General features: G+C 73.1%; 18 protein-coding genes. 10 read left to right on the forward strand and 8 right to left on the reverse strand.

Features of this window, described 5'->3' with window-relative positions; translation table 11 throughout:
• Window positions 1–48 precede the first annotated feature (48 nt).
• The 3 genes from ACWEKM_RS37500 to ACWEKM_RS37510 form a co-directional block, all read right to left on the reverse strand.
• Window positions 49–1539: a flotillin family protein gene (locus ACWEKM_RS37500; protein ID WP_451625758.1), complete on the reverse strand. Its 1491-nt coding sequence runs from the start codon at window positions 1537–1539 to the stop codon at window positions 49–51.
• A gap of 133 nt (window positions 1540–1672) precedes the next feature.
• On the reverse strand, window positions 1673–1891 hold the full coding sequence (locus ACWEKM_RS37505) for a hypothetical protein (RefSeq protein WP_451625759.1): 219 nt from the start codon (window positions 1889–1891) through the stop codon (window positions 1673–1675).
• A gap of 141 nt (window positions 1892–2032) precedes the next feature.
• Window positions 2033–2539 carry a MarR family winged helix-turn-helix transcriptional regulator gene (locus ACWEKM_RS37510; protein ID WP_451625760.1) on the reverse strand — a complete coding sequence of 169 codons (507 nt, stop codon included), beginning with the start codon at window positions 2537–2539 and terminating at the stop codon, window positions 2033–2035.
• A gap of 217 nt (window positions 2540–2756) precedes the next feature.
• Between ACWEKM_RS37510 and ACWEKM_RS37515 the strand changes: the two genes are divergently transcribed.
• From ACWEKM_RS37515 to ACWEKM_RS37525, 3 genes are all read left to right on the forward strand, one after another.
• On the forward strand, window positions 2757–3974 hold the full coding sequence (locus tag ACWEKM_RS37515) for a cytochrome P450 (protein WP_451625761.1): 1218 nt from the start codon (window positions 2757–2759) through the stop codon (window positions 3972–3974).
• A 31-nt stretch (window positions 3975–4005) separates the two neighbouring features.
• Window positions 4006–4212: a ferredoxin gene (locus ACWEKM_RS37520; protein ID WP_451625762.1), complete on the forward strand. Its 207-nt coding sequence runs from the start codon at window positions 4006–4008 to the stop codon at window positions 4210–4212.
• A gap of 195 nt (window positions 4213–4407) precedes the next feature.
• Complete coding sequence (locus ACWEKM_RS37525; protein WP_451625763.1) at window positions 4408–4533, forward strand: FAD-binding protein; 126 nt, start codon at window positions 4408–4410, stop codon at window positions 4531–4533.
• 422 nt (window positions 4534–4955) lie between these two features.
• On the opposite strand, the gene ACWEKM_RS37530 is transcribed toward ACWEKM_RS37525, so the two are convergent.
• Window positions 4956–5402 carry an ATP-binding protein gene (locus ACWEKM_RS37530; protein WP_451625764.1) on the reverse strand — a complete coding sequence of 149 codons (447 nt, stop codon included), beginning with the start codon at window positions 5400–5402 and terminating at the stop codon, window positions 4956–4958.
• Between the two features lie 312 nt (window positions 5403–5714).
• On the opposite strand from ACWEKM_RS37530, the gene ACWEKM_RS37535 reads away from it, so the two are divergent.
• The 5 genes from ACWEKM_RS37535 (at window position 5715) to ACWEKM_RS37555 (ending at window position 9365) form a co-directional block, all read left to right on the forward strand.
• Complete coding sequence (locus ACWEKM_RS37535) at window positions 5715–6587, forward strand: helix-turn-helix domain-containing protein (RefSeq protein WP_451625765.1); 873 nt, start codon at window positions 5715–5717, stop codon at window positions 6585–6587.
• Window positions 6584–6835 carry a DUF397 domain-containing protein gene (locus ACWEKM_RS37540; protein WP_451625766.1) on the forward strand — a complete coding sequence of 84 codons (252 nt, stop codon included), beginning with the start codon at window positions 6584–6586 and terminating at the stop codon, window positions 6833–6835. Before ACWEKM_RS37535 ends, ACWEKM_RS37540 begins: the two co-directional genes overlap by 4 nt.
• 44 nt (window positions 6836–6879) lie before the next feature.
• Window positions 6880–7701 (forward strand): SAM-dependent methyltransferase, encoded by an 822-nt coding sequence (locus ACWEKM_RS37545; RefSeq protein ID WP_451625767.1) that lies wholly within the window; start codon window positions 6880–6882, stop codon window positions 7699–7701.
• Between the two features lie 131 nt (window positions 7702–7832).
• Entirely contained in the window at window positions 7833–8246 is a 414-nt protein-coding gene (locus tag ACWEKM_RS37550; protein ID WP_451625768.1) for a VOC family protein, read from the forward strand.
• 93 nt (window positions 8247–8339) lie between these two features.
• Entirely contained in the window at window positions 8340–9365 is a 1026-nt protein-coding gene (locus tag ACWEKM_RS37555; RefSeq protein WP_451625769.1) for an alcohol dehydrogenase, read from the forward strand.
• Window positions 9366–9777: 412 nt separating this feature from the next.
• Here ACWEKM_RS37555 and ACWEKM_RS37560 read toward each other — a convergent pair whose 3' ends face one another.
• Entirely contained in the window at window positions 9778–11169 is a 1392-nt protein-coding gene (locus ACWEKM_RS37560) for a hypothetical protein (protein WP_451625770.1), read from the reverse strand.
• Window positions 11170–11524: 355 nt separating this feature from the next.
• On the opposite strand from ACWEKM_RS37560, the gene ACWEKM_RS37565 reads away from it, so the two are divergent.
• Window positions 11525–12754: a molybdopterin-dependent oxidoreductase gene (locus ACWEKM_RS37565; protein ID WP_451625771.1), complete on the forward strand. Its 1230-nt coding sequence runs from the start codon at window positions 11525–11527 to the stop codon at window positions 12752–12754.
• Entirely contained in the window at window positions 12751–13248 is a 498-nt protein-coding gene (locus tag ACWEKM_RS37570) for a hypothetical protein (RefSeq protein WP_451625772.1), read from the forward strand. Before ACWEKM_RS37565 ends, ACWEKM_RS37570 begins: the two co-directional genes overlap by 4 nt.
• Before the next feature lie 69 nt (window positions 13249–13317).
• Here ACWEKM_RS37570 and ACWEKM_RS37575 read toward each other — a convergent pair whose 3' ends face one another.
• The 3 genes from ACWEKM_RS37575 to ACWEKM_RS37585 form a co-directional block, all read right to left on the reverse strand.
• The gene (locus ACWEKM_RS37575) at window positions 13318–13935 is read right to left on the reverse strand and encodes a TIGR04282 family arsenosugar biosynthesis glycosyltransferase (RefSeq protein ID WP_451625773.1); all 618 of its coding nucleotides are present in this window, start codon (window positions 13933–13935) and stop codon (window positions 13318–13320) included.
• Window positions 13932–14639 (reverse strand): glycosyltransferase family 2 protein, encoded by a 708-nt coding sequence (locus tag ACWEKM_RS37580; RefSeq protein WP_451625774.1) that lies wholly within the window; start codon window positions 14637–14639, stop codon window positions 13932–13934. The genes ACWEKM_RS37575 and ACWEKM_RS37580 overlap by 4 nt, the downstream gene beginning before the upstream one ends.
• Window positions 14640–15158: 519 nt before the next feature.
• Window positions 15159–16160: an NAD-dependent epimerase/dehydratase family protein gene (locus tag ACWEKM_RS37585; protein ID WP_451625775.1), complete on the reverse strand. Its 1002-nt coding sequence runs from the start codon at window positions 16158–16160 to the stop codon at window positions 15159–15161.
• Between the last annotated feature and the right edge of the window lie 85 nt (window positions 16161–16245).

Consider the following 16245-nt stretch of genomic DNA (forward strand, 5'->3'; position numbering starts at 1 on the left):
GTTGCCTGCCGGGGCACTAGAGGGTTCCCCCGCCGGGACCCGAGGGGGTCACCCCTGGTCCGAGGTCACCGGCACCTGCTGCGGCCGGGACGCCGAGGGCGCGCCTCCGGTGGGCGAAGTCCCGTGCGGTGCCTGGCCGTCGCCGTTCATCGAGGCGAGCAGCTGACGGGCCAGACCCAGCCCGGCGCCGCCCATGGTGAGCGCCTTCGCGAACATGTCAGCCATACCGTCGGCGCCGTTGAGCAGCACCATGTTGTCCACGTTGCCGAAGGCCGACGCGCCCGCCTGGACGATCTCCGGCCATTTCTCGGCGAGTTGCTGGGCGACGACGGCCTCCTGGTTCTCGGCCAGGGCCGTCGCCCGCGCCTTGATGGCCTCCGCCTCCGCGAGCCCCTTGGCCCGGGTCGCCTCGGCGGTCGCCAGCCCCTTCGCCTGTGCCGCCGCCGCTTCGGCCTCGCCCGTCGCCCGGGTCGCCGCGGCGCTCGCCGCGCCCCGGGCCTTGGTCGCCTCGGCCTCGGCGCCCGCGGCCGTCTTCACCCGGGTCGCCTCGGCCGCCGCCGCGAGTTCCGTCTCCTTCGCCTTGGCCTGCGCCGCCGAGATCCGGGCATCGCGCTCGGCCTCGGCCAGCGTGCGCTTCTCGTATGCCTGGGCGTCGGCCGGCTTGCGCACATCCGCCTGGAGCTGCTGTTCGCGCCGGTGCGCCTCCAACTCGGCGACACGTGTCTCCTGGACGACGACTTCCTGGCGGGCGCCGGCCTCGGCGAGCGGACCGGCCTGCCGGGCCTTCGCCGCCGCCTTGTCCCGCTCGGCCTGGTACCCGGCCTGGAGGATCTCGCTGTCCCGGGTGGCCTCCGCCATCCGCGCGAACGACTGCTGCTCCGCCTCGGTGGCGAGCCGGTTCGACTCCGCCTGCGCGATGCGCGCGTCCCGCTGTACGGCCGCCGCGTGCGGGGCGGCCAGGTTCTGGATATAGCCGCTCGGGTCCTCGATCTCGTGGATCTGCAGCGAGTCGACGATCAGCCCCAGCTTCTCCATCTCCGTGCCGCAGGCCGCCCGGGTCTGCCCGGTCAGCTTCTCCCGGTCGCGGATCATGTCCTCGACCGTCAACCCGCCCACGATCGAGCGGAGATGACCGGCGAAGACGTTGTGCACCCGCTCGGACATCAGCTTCTGCTGGTCCAGGAACCGGCGGGACGCGTTGGCGATCGACACGAAGTCGTCGCCCACCTTGAAGATGACCACGCCCCGCACCCTCAACGGGATGCCCTGGTGGGTCACGCAGTCCACCTGCAACTCGGTCTCGTTCAGATCGAGGGAGAGCTTGCGCACCGCCTGGACGCCGGGCAGCACCAGCGTGCCGCGCCCGGTGACGATACGGAATCCCATGCCCTCCTCAAGGCCCTCGGTGCGGTGTTTCGAGCCGGAGATGATGAGTGCCTCGTTCGGCTCCGCGACCCGCCACATCATCTTGAACAGTGCGATCAGTACGAGGACGGCGACAACGACCGCCCCCGCCACGACGCCGACCACCATCGGCATGAGCCCCCCTTGGCCTGGTGCCTGTGCGGCACCGAACGAGGGGAGTGTGCGCCCGCCGGGGCGGCCGGAGAAGACGTCCGCCGATCTTTGCCACAATCTTGACCAGGCCGCCCTCACCTGGGACGGAGCATGCTCAACTGTCGTACGCGGCGGTGACGTACACCGTTCTCGGCGGCAGGTACTCCACCACCATCACCACCGTGCCCGGCTCGATCCGGTCCGCCCCGGCCGCGGCGTAGGCGAGGAAGTGTTCCGCGCCGCCGCGCACCCGGACGATCACCTCGCCGACCAGCCCGGGTCCGACCGTGCCGGTGACCCGCCCCATGAGCCCGACCATCGACGCATCGTCCATGGGCACAGGGTACGGGCGAAGGCCCGCCGACCGGCCCGGGATCGCCCGGAAGGATCGCCCGGAACGGTGCTCCTGCGGGACGGTGCGCGGGCTTCCGGGGAGACGGCGCACGGGCCCCGCGGACCGCATGCAATCCCCGTGTCAGAGCAGCTCGTCGGGGACGGCGGCGGGCCGGGGCGGCGGGGAGTCGGTTCGGGGCCAGGGGCGGTGGGTGAGGCGTTCGATGTCCGAGTTGAACCGCCGCAGGTCCGCGATGAAGCGGCGCCGGCGCTCGGCTGTCCAGTCGGCGACGACCTGGGCGAGGCCGTCCGCCATGGCCGCGCGCTGTACGGCCAGCCGCCGCAGCCCCTCCTCGGTGATCCGGTACTTGCGGGCCGGCCCGCCGGCCGGGTCGAGCGTCCGCTCCACCAGCCCCTGCCGCAGCAGCGCCGAGGTCTGCCGGGTGAACGTCGACGCGGCGAGCCCGAATGCCTCGACGAAGTCCGGCACGGACATCGGCCCCTGCGCCTCCAACCTGCTGAGCAGCACATACGCGCTGCGGTCCAGCTCGTCGCCGCCACGTACGCCGCGCGGCGACGACATGTCCCGGTGGCGCGTCAGTATCAGCAGCTCCCGCTCGATGCGTTCCCCTGCCTCGCGCGCATCCACGCCGATTCCTCCGTCCCCCCGTGACCGTGGGCTCACCCTACGGTGAAAACACGCCACCTGAGTAGAAGTGCATCATGCACACTTGATGCACGATGCACAATGACATAGCGTCCCGTTCGCGACCCCGAACTCGACCGCGACAGCGTCTGTGTCTGTGCGTCGCACCCCCATCACACCCCCACCAGGAATCTCCCACCCCCCCCACGAGGAGAAGCAGATGCGCCCCGATGACCAGGTCCTTCGTCTGCCCCTGCCCACCGACAGCCCCCTGGAGCCGCCCGCCGAATGGGAGCAGTTGCGCCGGCAGTGCCCGGTGGCCACCGTCGAACTGCCCAGCGGGGACCGGGCGGCGTACCTGACCCGCTACGAGCACGTCAAGTCACTGCTCACCGACACCCGCTTCGCCCGCCCGAAGGCCGGGGACGGCGCCGCCCGCATCGCTCCCGAGGGCGTGGGCGGCCCCGCGGCCGACGGCGACGGCGCGCTGACCCTGCCGGACCGCGGCGAGCCCCATCAGCGGTGGCGGCGCCAGGTCGGCAAGTACTTCACCGCGAAGCGCATGACGGCGCTGCGCCCCGGCATGGTGCGGACCGCCGAACACCTGGTGGACGACATGATCCGGCGCGGCGAGCCCGGCGACCTCAAGGCCGGCCTCGGCTTCCTGCTGCCCGTCTACGTCATCTGCGACATCCTGGGCGTGCCCGCCGAGGACCGGGACCGCTTCTCCCACTGGTCCGACGCCTTCCTGAACGTCACCCGCTTCTCCGGCGAGCAGACCAAGGCGTCCCACGACGAGTTCACCGCGTATATGTCCGCACACATCGAGGCGATCCGGGCGCGGCCCGGCGACGATCTGCTCAGCATGCTGGTCAAGGAGAGCGAGCCGGACGGCCAGGGGCTGTCCGACCAGGAACTCGTCGCCACGGGCATGGGCCTGCTGGTCGCGGGCCACGAGACCACCGCGAACATGATCGGCAAGATGGTCTCCCTGCTGCTCGCCGACCGCAGCCGGTGGGAGCGGCTGCTGGCCGACCCCTCCCTGGTGCGCACCGCGGTGGAGGAGTCGCTGCGGTTCGACGCCAACCTCGGCTTCGGGATGCGGCGTTTCCTCACCGAGGACGTCGAGATCGACGGTGAGCTGCTGCCGAGCGGCACCACCGTGGTGTGCAGCATGCCCGCCGCCAACCGTGACGAGCGGGCCTTCGCCGACGCCGACCGGATGGACCTCACCCGGTCCCCGAACCCGCATCTGACCTTCGGCGTCGGGCCGCACTCCTGCCTGGGCCAGGCCCTGGCCCGCACGGAGCTCCAGGTCGCCCTGGAGGTCCTGCTGCGCAAGCTGCCCACCCTCCGCCTGGCCGTGCCCGCCGAGGAACTGCCGCGCGTCCAGGGCCTCCTGGTGGGTGGCCTGAACGCGGTACCGGTGAGCTGGTGACCGGAGAGCACTCGCAGGAGAGGACCGTCCGGTGAAGATCAGTGTGGATCAAGACCGTTGCTGTGGCGCGGGCCAGTGTGTGCTGACCGCGCCCGAGGTGTTCGACCAACGCGACGACGACGGAGTCGTCGTCCTGCTCGACGCGTCGCCCGCGCCCGACCGGCACGCGTCCGTGCGGGAGGCGGCCGCCGTCTGCCCGGCGGGCGCCATCACGGTGACCGAGGAGCCGAACGCCTGAGCCGGCCGGACTTCGGCGTCCGTCGAGCGGTCGCCCCGCCCAACTGCCCTGCCCGCCCTCCCCGTTCACCGGAAGGGACCAGGACGCCGATGTCCGCCCCTCGCACCGCGTCGTCGCCCGCAACCCCCCGCCTTCGACGAGGACCCGTACGACGACCTGGAGTTCAGCTGTGCACCGCGCCGCGGCCGGGTCGACGTGCTCGTCGTGGGCGGCGGGTTCGGCGGCCTGCCGACCGGTGTGCGGCTGCGACAGGCCGGCGTCGACTCGATCCGGATCGTGGAGAAGGGCGTGGAGAAGGGTGGGGACGTCGGCGGCACCTGATACGGGAACGTCGAGCCCGCCCCCGGAGCTGAGGCCGTCGTCGCGGACGGGCTCGGCGCACCGGAGGGTCTCACCGCGCTCGGCGAGGACCTGTTCGCCGTGGGGCGCACACACCGCACGCTGTCGGCGATCCGTACCGGCACCGGAGAATGGCGGGCGGACGCCGAGAATCTGCCTTGGGCCCGCCGCCCGGCGTCGTCCCCCGCGCCGAACCCGAGCTGTTCGCGGGCGGCATGCCTGATGCGCCCCGCGCCTTCGCCGGACTCGCCGTCACCCCCGACGGCTGCCTGGCGCTCTCGGCCGATGGCGAAGGCACCGCACTGCGGCCCGACGGCGAAGGCACCGCACTGCGGCTGACCCCTACTCGCCCCGCTGCCCGACAGCCCGACCGGTCCCTCCCTCGGGCCCGGCCGGGCCGGGTTTCAGGACCCGGCCCGCAGATCCGCCCAGACCACCGTGCCCTCGGTACGGGTCGACCGGTCGGTTCCCCAGGCCGCGGCGAGCTGGTCGACCAGCAGCAGCCCCCGTCCGCCCTCGTCGCGGGGGTCGGGCCGACGCTCGGCCGGGCGGCCCGTGGTGCGGTCTTCGTCGTGCACCTCGATCCGCAGACACTCGTCGCCTGCCAGTGCTATGCCGCACAGGAATCGGGCGCTGCTGGTGTGGATGACGGCGTTGGTGGCCAGTTCGGAGACGAGCAGCACTGCGTCGCAGCACAGGTCACCGGGCACCCGCCACGCGCACAGCCGCTCGCGCACGGTGTCGCGCGCCGCTTTCACGCTGGTGCGCAGTGCCGGGAGGCCGAACCAGTGCTCACGGTAGGGCGCATGGGCGGTGGGGCGGTGAACGGTGGAGGTCGTGTGGGGGGTCACAGAGATCGCCTTCCAAGGGGGACGGGCAGCGGGCGGGCCGGCAGCTACGGGAAACCCCCATGGGGGAGGGGCGCGTTCAGGGGGTGGCCCGTTGTCGTCCGAACGCCCGGGGCGCCAACCTCCGCCTGATGAGGAGAAGTTGGCGATGCACCACAGCTGCGGCGAATTCGCTCACACGGTCAACTATGCTCGGCGTTCACTTCATGCTGCAACCGTCTCCCTGATATTTTCAGCAAGTCGTTTTTCGGTCTGGCGTTCTCCTCAAGTCACTGTCAGACTCGTATGGGTGACAGTTCTTCAGGAGGTAGTGGCGTGATCGAAAGCAGGTCCGGCTCCGGCACCAGCGCACCCACGGTCCTGCGCATGATCCTCGGCCGTCGCCTCCAGGACATGCGGCAGCAGGCGGGCGCTTCACTGGAGGACGCGGCCAAGGCGCTGCGCGTCAAGCCGCTGACGATCCGCCGTCTGGAGAAGGCCGAGGTCGCCCTCAAGCCGCTCTACGTCGAGAAGCTCCTGGAGACCTACGGGGCGGGGCGGCAGGAGATCGACGAGTTCGTCGCCCTGGCCGAGCGGGCCAACGAACCCGGCTGGTGGCACCTCTACCGTGATGTGGTGCCCAACTGGTTCACGGCGTACGTGAGTCTGGAGACCGGCGCCAAGACCCTGCGCACCTACGAACCCCACTACGTCACGGGCCTGCTCCAGACACCCGCCTACGCGCGCGGCGTCCTGCAAGGCGGCATGCCCAACGGCAGTGACGAGGATCTGGAGCGCCGCGTCGACCTGCGGCTGCGCCGCCAGAGCCTGTTGGAGAGGCAGGACGCGCCCACCCTGTGGGTGGTCATGGAGGAGGCTGTGCTGCACCGGGCGGTCGGCGGCCCCCAGGTGATGCGCGAGCAGATCGACCGGCTCCTGGAAGCCTCCGAACTCGACCATGTCAGCATCGACATCGTCCCCTTCTCCGCCGGTGCCCATGTCGGGGCGTGCGCGCCCTTCACCTACTTCCGGTTCGAGGAACCGGAACTGCCGGACATCGTCTACAGCGAGATCCTGTCCGCCTCGATGTACCTGGACGAGCGCGAGGACGTGGTCGCCCACCTGGAGGCGCACACCCGCATGTCTCTGCTGACCTCGTCCGAGGACAGCAAGGTGCTCTTGAACCGCATGCGTAAGGAGTACTCATGACCCCCACCAACAGTACTGTCTACAACGGCATGCCGGCCTCGGCACTGGGCGAGCAGGGTTGGGAACGCCCGTGGAGCGGGCCCAACGGCGGTCAGTGTGTGGAGACGAAGCAACTCGCGGACGGCCGGGTCGCCGTCCGTCAGTCGACCGACCCGGCAGGACCCGCGCTGATCTACACGCCCGAGGAGATCAGCGCCTTCGTCCGCGGGATCAAACAGGGCATGGCCGACCACCTCACGGTCGGCTGAACCGGCCAGCCGGTACAGCGACGCACACTCTGAAAGGGAGCAGGATGAACAACAGCCACGCCGGCCGGGACCTGGACACCAGCAGGCCGCACTCGGCCCGCATGTACGACTACTACCTGGGCGGCAAGGACCACTTCGAGATCGACAAGCGGGCCGCCGAGACCGTCGCCGACGCCTACCCGGGGATCTTCGTGTGCGCTCGCGAGGTCCGGTCCTTCATGCACCGGGCCACCCGGGTCCTGGCCCAGGAGTACGGCATCCGGCAGTGGCTCGACATCGGCACCGGCATCCCCACCGAGCCGAACCTGCACCAGGTCGCTCAGTCCGTGGCCCCCGAGGCCCGGGTGGTCTACGCCGACAACGACCCGCTCGTCCTCAAGTACGCCGAGCGTCTGATGCGCAGCACCCCACAGGGCCGCACCACCTACATCGAGGCGGATGTCAACGACCCCGAGGCCCTGCTCACGGCCGTGGAACTGGCCGAGGTGATCGATTTCGAGCGGCCGGTCGCGCTGTCCCTGAACGCGCTGATGCACTTCATCACCGACGCGCAGGACCCGTACGGCATCGTGAACCGCTTCCTCGACGCCCTCCCCGTCGGCAGCGCGCTGGCCCTGAGCCACTGCACGCCCGACTTCGACCCCGCCACCTGGGAGAAGGTCACCGAGATCTACACCAGCGCGGGGACGCCGGTGCGGTTCCGCGCCGAGAAGGAGGTCGCCCGCTTCTTCGACGGGCTCGACCTGATCGACCCGGGCGTCAGCGTCGGCCACCGCTGGCGGCCCGCCGCCGGGTCCGCGGGCGCCGCCGAGTCCCCCACGGACGCCGAGGTCAGCTTCTGGGCGGGCGTGGGCATCAAGGCGTAGCGGGAAAACGCAGGCGTGGCGGGGACGCCGGGGTGTCGTCGGCCGGTCCGGGGCGCCCTCGGCGGGCCGTTGTCGGTGGTCCGCGTTACTGTGCGAGCCAGTGACCACCGACTCCCGTGCAGGAGGTTCTCATGGTCTCGCGCCTCAACCCCTACCTCAGCTTCAGCGGCGACGCCCGGCAGGCGATGGAGTTCTACCGGGACGTCTTCGGCGGCACCCTGACCGTCACCACGTACGGCGAATACGGGGAGCCGAACGCCCCGGGCGCCGACCGGATCATGCACTCCCAGCTGGCGACCCCGAGCGGTTTCACCCTGATGGGAGCCGACTCCCCGGCCGACCTCGAACACACCGTCGGCAACACCTTCTCGGTGAGCCTGAGCGGTGACGACGAGGCCGAGCTGCGCGGCTACTGGGAGAAGCTGTCCGTCGGCGGCACCGTGTCGCTGCCGCTGGAGCAGCAGATGTGGGGCGATGTCTTCGGCATGTGCACGGACCGCTTCGGCGTTCCCTGGCTGGTCGACATCGCACAGCAGCGGGGCTGACCCGCCCGCGGGCACGCCCGCTCGACGCGCGCGATCGGCGCGCAGCTGCTGTGCTGGTTCTCGGGGCCGTCGCACTCGTTCCCGGAGCATTCCATGAGTACCTACACAGTCGCGCAGGTGCCCGCCGCGGGCGGATCGTTCGAGATCGTCGAGCGGGAGCGGCCGCACCCGGGCCCCGGACATGTCCGGATCGCCGTGGAGGCGTGCGGCGTCTGCCACAGCGATGCCTTCTTCGTGAACGCCGCCGTGCCCGGCGTGCGCTTCCCGGTGGTGCCCGGGCACGAGATCGCCGGGCGTATCGAGGAGCTGGGCGAGGAGACGCGGGACAAGGGCTGGCGGGTCGGGGACCGGGTCGCGGTGGGCTGGTTCGGCGGCAGCTGCGGCCACTGCACACCGTGCCGGCAGGGCGACTTCATCGTGTGCGAGAACCTCCGGGTTCCCGGGTGGGCCTACGACGGGGGCTTCGCCGAGACGGTGATCGCCCCGGTCGACGCCCTGGCCCGGATCCCCGACGGTCTCGCCGCGAGCGACGCGGGGCCCATGGCCTGCGCGGGCGTGACCACGTTCAACGGGCTGCGGCGCAGCTCCGCCCGGCCCGGTGACATGGTCGCCGTGCTCGGCATCGGCGGCCTCGGCCATCTCGCGGTGAAGTACGCCGTCGCCATGGGCTTCGAGACCGTGGCCATCGCCCGCGGGGCCGAGAAGGCCGACCTCGCCAAGGGGCTCGGCGCCCACCACTATGTCGACAGCACGTCGGGCACGCCCGTCGCGGACGCCCTGCGCTCGCTCGGCGGGGTCAAGGTCCTGCTCGCCACCGCCGGTGACTCCGCCGCGATCACGCAGACCGTGGACGGGCTCACGCACCGCGGCGAACTGGTGGTCATCGGGGCGTCGGACGAACCGCTCGGAATCAGCCCGGTCCAGCTGCTGATGTCCGCCAAGGTGGTCCGCGGCCATCCGTCCGGCACCTCGCGGGACGTGGAGGACACCATGGCGTTCAGCGTCCTGCACGGGATCCGGCCGATGACCGAGATCGTGCCGCTGGACCGGGCCGACGAGGCGTACCGGAAGATGCTCGCCGGAGGCGCCCGCTTCCGGATGGTGCTCACCACCGCCTAGTTGAGGGGAGCCGCGGAGCCGGGGAGTTACGGAGCGGGGGAGCCACGGAGTGGGGGCGCGACGCAGCGTCGAACATTCCGTCCACCGCGACGAGCCCCACGGCCGGGACGACGGTGGCGCGGGACCTGGCCGGGCCTCGCCGTCGCGCGCGACGGCGTACGCCGCCACGGTGCAACGCCCACCGTCGGTGAGTCCTCCGCCGACGGTGCCGCGTTCCGGATCCGGCCGCCCCGCCGCACCGTCACCCCCGCACACCCGGTGCCGCCGGGCCCGGCAGACAGCCGACGCGGCGACATCAGGCCGCGGGGCCGCGGGCCCGGAACCGCCCGACTCGGCGGCACCCTGGGCGGACCGGTGATCCGGTTTTCGCCCGGACCGCCGTGCCCGTGTGCCTCTCCGTCGCGCTCCGGAGTCACCAGCCCGTCAGCAGAAGGTGGTTGACGAGTAGGGCGAGTCCCGCCTGGACGGCCAGCCAGGCGCGCGGCCGGCCGAGGAACGCACAGGACGCGAGCAGCCACATCGCGAAGGGCAGCCAGATCCGTTCCGTCTCGGCCTTGCTCAGGCCGGACACGTCGGCGGCCAGCAGCGCGAGCAGGGCCGCGGCGACGAGCAGGGCGAGGCGGGCGGCGGCGGCCCGGCCACCGGTGCCGTCCGGCCGGGACAGGACCTCGCCGCGCCGCCGGACGAGCGTCCCACCGGCCCGCGCGAGGCCCGCCGCCGTAGCCGGCCCCGTACAGACCACCGCGCAGGCGAGATCGGCCCACACCCAGTAGCCGTACGGACGGACACCGCCCACGCCCTGGTAGTAGCGGATGACCAGCAGGTGGTACGCCTCCCACCAGTCGAACCCGGCGAGCGTGAACGCCACCGGCACCACCGCCAGCCCGGCGGCCGACGATGCGAGCAGGACGGGCCGCTCGCGGACCCGGCGTCGGCCGAGCACCAGCACCGCCGCCGCGATCACCGCGAACAGGGCGAGCCCGTAGGAGAGGTAGCAGGTCAGCCCGAACAGCAGGCCGGAACCCGCCGCCGTCCAGGGCGACCCGCCCGTGACCGCCCGGGCGAGGAGCGCCACGGCCCACGCGGCGACGGCGGCGAAGCAGGCGTCGGCCGAGGTGCCGAGCCACACCGCGGCCGGAGCCAGCACCAGGAACGGTGCCGCCCGGCGCGCCAGGCGCTCATCGGCCAGCGCCCGCACCGCGACCAGCACCGCCACGCACGCCGTCGCGCCGACCGTGATGCACCAGGCGCCCGCCCAGCCGCCGCCGCGCAGCCCGATCCGGTCGAGCAGCACGAAGGTGAGCGTGGCCCCCGGGGGATGGCCGGCGACATGGGCGGGCCACGGGTCCGGGGAGCCGACCACGATGTGGTGGGTGAAGTCCCGCAGGGTGCCCGGGATGTCGTGGAAGCGGCCGATGACCCGCAGATACTCCTCGCGGGTGGTGAGCCGGCCGGCGATGCCCCGCCGCCAGCCGTCGATCAGTGCGAGCGACCAGATCCAGGCCATGGCCGCGGCCCAGGCCGAGGCGAGCAGCGCCCGCCACGGCAGGTGGGCCGCCAACACGGGCCCGTACACCACGGTGGCCGCCGCCACGACGACGGCCGCGGGGGTGCCCGGACCCATGTGCGGTTCCCACACCGCGAACAGCGGCGGCCAGTTGACGAACAGGGTGTGCTGGGCGGCCTGGATGTGTCGGCCGACCAGCACGGCCACCACCACGAGCAGGGCGGCGGCCACGGCGGCGCACAGGTCGCGCAGCGGGAGGCGGGGCAAGCGGGTCTCAGCGGAACGCGAGCGGGTCACGGTGGGAACGCTAGGGCCTGTCGTCACATTCCTGTCGTCGCCCGGAGGGCGGCCCTGCGGCGTCGTGGGGGTGCCCCCTGCTCGAGCGGAGCCGAGAGCTTGGGGGAGTGTGCTCTCGGTGTGCCGGGCGGAAGTCCTCGTACTGGACGTACTTGGGCTTTCGTCCGGTGCGGCGAGAGTGCGTGCCAGGGGTCGCGGGGCTGGGGGCACCTCCCGGCCGAAGGCTGGGGGAGGGAATGTGGCGACGGGCCCTAGGCGCCGCGCGAGCGTGGCCGACGGCGCACACGGCGGACGTCGGCGTTTCGTCATGGGTCGCGCACCCGTGCCCGGGGCGGTCGCGGCCTACGGTCGGGGCATGCGCGATCAACGGCTCCCCACCTCGCCGGGTTTCTGGCGCAGCCCCCTGCGCGGCACCCGGTTCACCTCGGTGCTCGGCCTCGTCCTCCTCGCCGGCATCACCGTGGTGTTCGTGACCGGCCTGCTCTCGTACGCCGCCTACAACCCGGATCTGGCGCCGGCCAACGACCCGACCCCGGACAAGGGCCTCCTCGGCTTCTACCTCTTCGCCTGGCCGACCAGTCCGGCCTGGCTGTACCGGTTCACCCAGGGCGTCCACGTCACCCTGGGCATCACCCTGATCCCGGTGCTGCTGGCCAAGCTGTGGTCGGTCGTGCCGAAGCTCTTCACCCTGCCGCCGGTCCGCTCGCTCGCCCACTCCCTGGAGCGGATCTCGCTGCTGCTCCTGGTCGGCGGCGCCCTGTTCGAGTTCGTCACCGGAGTGCTCAACATCCAGCTCGACTACATCTTCCCGGGCTCCTTCTACCCGCTGCACTTCTACGGCGCCTGGGTGTTCTTCGCCGCCTTCGTCGCGCACGCCGTCCTGAAGCTCCCGGCCGCCCGGCGCGCCGTGCGCGGTCCGTGGGAGGAGCGGAGCGAACTGCGCGCGCCGCGGCCCGACCCGCCCACCGTCTCACGGCGCGGCGCCATGGGACTGGTCGGCGGCGGCTCGCTGCTGTTGTTCGGTACGACCGTGGGGCACAGCTTCGACGGGGTGGCACGGCAGACCGCCGTCCTCGCGCCGCACGGGGGATCCGAACCGGGCAGCGGCCCGAACGGCTTCCAGATCAACAAGACGGCCGCGTACGCCCGGATCGACCCGGCCGAGACCCGTGCGGACGTCTGGCGGCTGGTGCTCGTCGGCCGCACCGGAACCCTCCGGCTGAGCCGCGCCGACCTGGAACGGCTGCCTCTGCACAGCTCGGCGCTGCCGATCGCCTGTGTGGAGGGCTGGTCGACCTCCAACCAGTGGTGGCGCGGGGTACGGCTGCGGGACCTGGCCGCGCTGGTCGGCCACGACCGCCCGACCGATGTCTCCGTGGAGTCGCTCCAGCGGCACGGCGCCTTCCGGCACGTCGCCCTGCGCGCCAACCAGGTCGGCGACGAGCGCTCGCTGCTCGCCCTGTACGTCAACGGCGAGGACCTCGACCCCGACCACGGCCACCCGGCGCGCGTCATCGTGCCCGCGGCACCCGGTGTGCTCAACACCAAGTGGGTGGCCCGGATGACCTTCGGGGACCTGCGATGAAGCGCCGCATGTGGCCCGGCGGCCCGCTGCGGTTCATGCGGCGGCGGATCCCCGTCGGCAGCCCGCGGCAGATCCTCCTGCTGGCCTGCTCGTTCGCGCTCGCCGGCTACGCGGCCCTGCGGCTGCCGGCCGGCGACCGGCTCGGCGTGGCCTGGTGGTTCGTGGGGGCGGCGCTGCTGCACGATCTGGTGCTGCTGCCGCTGTACTCGGCGGCCGACCGCGCCCTGGTGCGGGGCTGCGAGGCGATCGGCCACCGCGAGCGGGCGCGGTACGTCCGGGTGCCGGCCGTCCTGTCGCTGCTGCTCCTGCTGGTCTGGTCCCCGCTGATCACCGGGGCGGTGGACCGGTCGTACCGGCTGGCCGCCGGGCAGACCACGGACGGTTACCTGGCCCGCTGGCTGCTGATGACCGCCCTGCTGTTCGCCGGTTCCGCGGTGGCGCTGGCGGTGCGGCTGCGCAGGGCGGCGAAGCAGCGGCCGCCCGCCGGCCTCTGACCGACGGCGCCGATGGTGCCGTGCATGAGCAGCAGCGTCTCCCAGCGGCCCCGGCGCCGGGGCCGCTGCTCATCGGGCGGTGCGCGTGTCGAGTTGGGCGAGCCGTGCGGCGAACCGCCCGTGCGGGGCCTGCGCGGCGACCGCGCGGGCGTCGGCGGCGGTGTCCACGTCGCGCAGCCGGGGCAGATCGCACACCCGCAGGCCCGCCGCGACGAGCCGGGCCCGCTGGACCGCGCCTGTCTCGGCCGTCGACATGGGCACGCCCCTGAGCAGGTCGGGGGCGGGCATCGCAAGCCCCAGCGCCCAGAAGCCGCCGTCCTCGGCCGGTCCGAAGTACGCGTCGCAGTCGCCGAAGTCCACGGTGAGCAGCGCCGGTGTCACCTGCGGTGTGTCCATGCCGATCAGCAGGGCCGGTCCCGTACAGCCGGCGAAGGCGTCCGCGAGCCGCTGGTCCAGGCCGCCATCGCCCTGCGGTACGACATCGAAGCCGGGCGGCAGCCAGCGGCCGGGGGCGCCGTCCAGCACGAGGACGCGCCGGGCGGCCGGCGTGTCCGCCACGGCCGCCAGTGTGTCGGCGAGCGCGGCCTCGGCGAGCTGCGCCGCCTGTTGGGGCGTGAACGGGGGAGTGAGCCGGGTCTTCACCCGGCCCGGCCGGGGTTCCTTGGCGATGACCAGCAGCGTGGTCATCGGGGGATGCCGCCTTGCGCGACAGGTGCGGCGAGCACCTGTCGCATGTCCCGGACCGCGTGCCAGGTGCCGCGCCAGGTGCCGGTCACCTTCGAGACGCCGGTGCGCGGCAGATAGGGGACGTCATGCTCGGTGACGCGCCAGCCTGCGTCGGCCGCCCGCACCACCATCTCCAGCGGATAGCCGCTGCGCCGGTCCGTGAGGCCGAGGGTGAGCAGCGGCTCGCGCCGGGCGGCGCGCAGCGGACCGAGGTCGTGCAGGCGCAGCCCTGTGCGGCGGCGCAGCAGCCGGGTGAGGGCGAGGTTGCCCGCGCGAGCATGGGCCGGCCAGGCGCCCCGGCCGCACGGTCGGCGTCGGCCGAGCACCAGGTCGGCCCGGTTCGCGCGGATCTCGCGGACGAACGGCACCAGCAGCGCGGGGTCCAGCGAGCCGTCGCAGTCGCAGAAGCACACGATGTCGGCGGTGGCGGCGGTCAGTCCGGCGTGGCAGGCGGCGCCGAAGCCGCGGCGCGGCTCGTGGACGACGGTCGCGCCGAGGTCGCGGGCCACTCCCGCGGAGCCGTCGGTGGAGCCGTTGTCGACGACGAGGGCGCGCCAGCCGGACGGGACCCGGCCGATCACCCAGGGCAGGGCCGCGGCCTCGTCCAGGCAGGGGAGGACCACATCGACCGCCGGGGTCGTGGGAGAGAACGTCACACCGTTCACCCTACGAGTGCGAAAACGACATATCGGGCTTCCGCTCCTTGCGGAACAGGGAGGGACGTCGCGCCGGGGTCGGGGCCGGGAGGCGACGCGGGTGCGGGCCCGGTGCGAGGCCGGACGCATATGGCAGCCGCAAGAACCCGAGGCCGCCGCCCCCGCCGGGCCGCCCCGCCGTGGCGGCGCCCGGGTCCTGGTCGTCGGGGACGACCCCACCGTCGTCGGGGCCGCCCGTCGGCCAACTGGACCGCGCCGTGCGCGACGTGCGTGCTGTCAACCGGGCGCCCGGCCCCCGCCCGCGGGCGCAGCCCCCGGTTTCGCCCTCGGCCCTGCCCTCTCCCTCGGTGTCGCTATCGTGGCGGCTCGGCAGGGGCCCCATACCGTGCGCGACATCCCTGGTGGCTGCCGCTTCGAGGCGACACTGCCCGTCCATGACGGCATTCCCCCGGCCGGTCCCGCCGCCCGCACCGTCCTACAGCCCCTCACACAGCCCTCTACAGCCCCCTCACGCAGCCCTACGGCCCCTCACGCGGGGCGCAACGGCTCGTTCGCGAATCGCCGCATCCCCTCCCGGAATCCCATCCGTGGACGCCAGCCCAGCTCGGCCCGCAGCCGCGACGAGTCCGCCGTGATGTGCCGGACGTCGCCCAGCCGGTACTCCCCGGTCACCACGGGCGCCGGACCGCCGTGCGCCGCGGCCAGTTCGGCCGCCATCTCCCCGACGGTGTGCGGCTCGCCGCTGCCCGTGTTGTAGACGGTCAGCGCCCCCGGCGCCGAACCGGCCTCCAGAGCCAGCGCACCCGCCGCCGCGACATCCCGCACATGCACGAAGTCCCGCCGCTGGCGCCCGTCCTCGAACACCCGCGGCGGCTCGCCCCGGGCGAGCGCCGACCGGAAGAACGAGGCGACTCCCGCGTACGGGGTGTCGCGGGGCATCCGGGGCCCGTACACGTTGTGATAGCGCAGCGACACCGCCGCCCCGCCCGTCGCCCGCGCCCAGGCCGCGGCCAGATGCTCCTGGGCCAGCTTGGTCGCCGCGTACGCATTGCGCGGATCCGTCGGGGCGTCCTCGCGGACCAGCCCCGGCGCCACCTCCGCACCGCACACCGGGCAGCGCGGTTCGAAGCGCCCGGCGGCCAGATCGGCGACGGCCCGCGGGCCCGGCCGCACCACCCCGTGCCGACGGCACTCGTAGCGGCCCTCCCCGTACACCACCATCGACCCGGCCAGCACAAGGCGCGGCACCCCCGCCTCGGCCATCGCGGCGAGCAGGACGGCCGTGCCGAGGTCGTTGCGGGAGACGTACTCGGGGGCGTCGGCGAAGCCGGTGCCTAGCCCGACCATGGCCGCCTGGTGGCAGACGGCGTCCACGCCGACGAGCGCGCGGCCCACCGCCTCCCGGTCCCGTACGTCCGCGCCCGCCTGTGTCGCCACGTCGAACACCGACGGCTCGTGGCCGCGCTCCGCCAGCGTCTCGACCACATGGGACCCGATGAACCCGGCACCGCCGGTGACCAGTACACGCATGCGCCCACGCTAGGGCCGCGCCCCCGCGCCCGGCACGTCACGGCCTCGCAAACCCCGCACCGGCCGCCCGCCGCGCGTCGGCAAC

It is taken from the genome of Streptomyces sp. NPDC004752 (assembly GCF_053601275.1).